Source organism: Nostoc sp. UIC 10630 (genome assembly GCF_010747425.1).
Lineage (GTDB): Bacteria > Cyanobacteriota > Cyanobacteriia > Cyanobacteriales > Nostocaceae > Nostoc.
In genome coordinates this window covers 1-482 of sequence record NZ_JAAGOG010000504.1, presented here as the reverse complement: position 1 = coordinate 482, position 482 = coordinate 1, and the positions used below count along the sequence as shown (strand labels likewise).

Here is a 482-nt window from a genome sequence, read left to right as displayed (position 1 = left end):
AGTTGGTATTCAGCACGTGATTCAACTAATCCCAAATTCACAATATGGCTAACAAGGGGAGCCATACCGTGATAGCGCAAGCCTCCAGCATGAATTCCTTCAGGAACAAAACTACTACCTAAAGTATGCATTTTGGTAAGTGGGGTTAAGTGGGCAGTATCACCAAAATCGTAAGCATATTTTCCACGAGTCAATGATGGACAAGCAGCAGGTTCGACAGCTATTACTTGTATATCTCGTTCTCCTCGCAGTAAAGACCGAGAAATGGGAAAGCAATTCCGGCAAAGTTGCTACCGCCACCAGTGCAGCCAATAACAATATCAGGATAATCTCCTGCCATTTCTAATTGAGTCAATGCTTCTTGACCAATCACGGTTTGATGTAGCAGTACATGATTGAGAACACTACCTAAAGCATACTTAGTTTGTTCATCAGCAGCAGCTACTTCTACAGCTTCACTAATAGCAATCCCCAAACTGCCA

At 42.9% G+C, this 482-nt stretch carries 2 pseudogenes; both read right to left on the bottom strand.

The window, feature by feature from the left end:
- Window positions 1-194 (bottom strand): annotated as a pseudogene (locus G1O98_RS39415) (TrpB-like pyridoxal-phosphate dependent enzyme); the annotation flags it as partial.
- Between the two features lie 29 nt (window positions 195-223).
- A pseudogene (locus G1O98_RS39410) lies at window positions 224-482 on the bottom strand (hypothetical protein); the annotation flags it as partial.